Consider the following 1,032-nt stretch of genomic DNA (forward strand, 5'->3'; position numbering starts at 1 on the left):
GCAGCGACGTTAACTGCTAGGGTGGTTTTACCCACACCGCCTTTTTGATTAAGGAATGAGATAATCATGAAAACATATTACCACATTTGGGCATTAATAGAAATGAATTTTCCATCAAAATTACAAATGTGGGTTTGTTGGAAAGAAAAATAACGCGCATTGAGCTCATCCGAGGATGTTTTCATAAGTAGGCACACCGATACGCTTGACGTATCGCGTACCACGTATTACGCTAATCATATGATCCGGAGCTATCATGACAACAAGACAGAACGCTTCGCCGCCGGAGAAAGAGTAAGACAGTTCGAGCCCTTCCGACGCCAAGCTGAAAAGCGGCTCCGGCTCCTAGAGGCTGCAAAGAGCTTGACTGATCTGCGCCAGTTGCCGGGCAATCGCCTCGAAGCGCTCAAAGGCGACCGGCAGGGTCAGTACAGTATTCGGATCAACAACCAGTGGCGCATCTGTTTTGAATGGTCGGCAGAGGCGGACGGGCCCGAAAACGTTGAGATTGTGGACTACCACTAGGAGGACGAATCATGGCACGCACACCCATCCATCCAGGCGAGATTCTCGCCGACGAGCTAGAAGAACTCGGTTTCAGCGCAGCCGAACTGGCACGCTTGATCGACGTGCCGGCGAACCGGATCAGCCAGATTCTGGCTGGAAAGCGCAATATCACGGCCGACACGGCGTTGCGCCTCGGTCGGTATTTCGGCACGTCACCTGATCTTTGGATGAACCTTCAAAAAGCCTACGAGCTTGACGTGGCGCGCGCCGAGCTCGGTTCCGACCTCGACCGTCTACCACAGCGGCCGCAGGCCGAACCCACCGGCGAGGTAAGGCCATGAATAACGTCATGACCATAGACGGTTATCGCGCCGTCATTCAGTACGATACCGAAATTGAAATGTTCCGCGGTGAATTCACCGGCCTGAATGGTGGTGCTGATTTCTACGCGGACAGCGCTGCGTCACTACGCCAGGAAGGGGAGGCTTCCTGGCGGATCTTCCTTGAGACATGCCGGAAGAAGGG

4 protein-coding genes are annotated in these 1,032 nt (G+C 53.7%); 3 read left to right on the top strand and 1 reads right to left on the bottom strand.

The features are described 5' to 3' along the window. Positions 1-68, bottom strand: a 68-nt coding sequence (locus BP38_RS23360) for an AAA family ATPase (protein WP_155992512.1), incomplete at its 3' end; no start/stop codon positions are given. Positions 69-240: 172 nt separating this feature from the next. On the opposite strand from BP38_RS23360, the gene BP38_RS0118205 reads away from it, so the two are divergent. The 3 genes from BP38_RS0118205 to BP38_RS21550 all read left to right on the top strand — a co-directional run. Next, positions 241-525 (top strand): type II toxin-antitoxin system RelE/ParE family toxin, encoded by a 285-nt coding sequence (locus BP38_RS0118205; protein ID WP_026988889.1) that lies wholly within the window; start codon positions 241-243, stop codon positions 523-525. Positions 526-536: 11 nt separating this feature from the next. Then, complete coding sequence (locus tag BP38_RS0118210) at positions 537-848, top strand: HigA family addiction module antitoxin (protein ID WP_026988890.1); 312 nt, start codon at positions 537-539, stop codon at positions 846-848. Next, the coding region (locus BP38_RS21550; RefSeq protein ID WP_035725998.1) for a type II toxin-antitoxin system HicB family antitoxin at positions 845-1,032 on the top strand (188 nt) is incomplete at its 3' end. The genes BP38_RS0118210 and BP38_RS21550, both read left to right, overlap by 4 nt.

Source organism: Fodinicurvata fenggangensis DSM 21160 (genome assembly GCF_000686045.1).
In the GTDB taxonomy this organism is placed as follows: Bacteria; Pseudomonadota; Alphaproteobacteria; order Kiloniellales; family DSM-21159; genus Fodinicurvata; species Fodinicurvata fenggangensis.

Coding starts and splice junctions, on each gene's coding strand:
- BP38_RS0118205 (WP_026988889.1), top strand. CDS start 241: ATGATCCGGAGCTATCATGACAACAAGACAGAACGCTTCGCCGCCGGA.
- BP38_RS0118210 (WP_026988890.1), top strand. CDS start 537: ATGGCACGCACACCCATCCATCCAGGCGAGATTCTCGCCGACGAGCTA.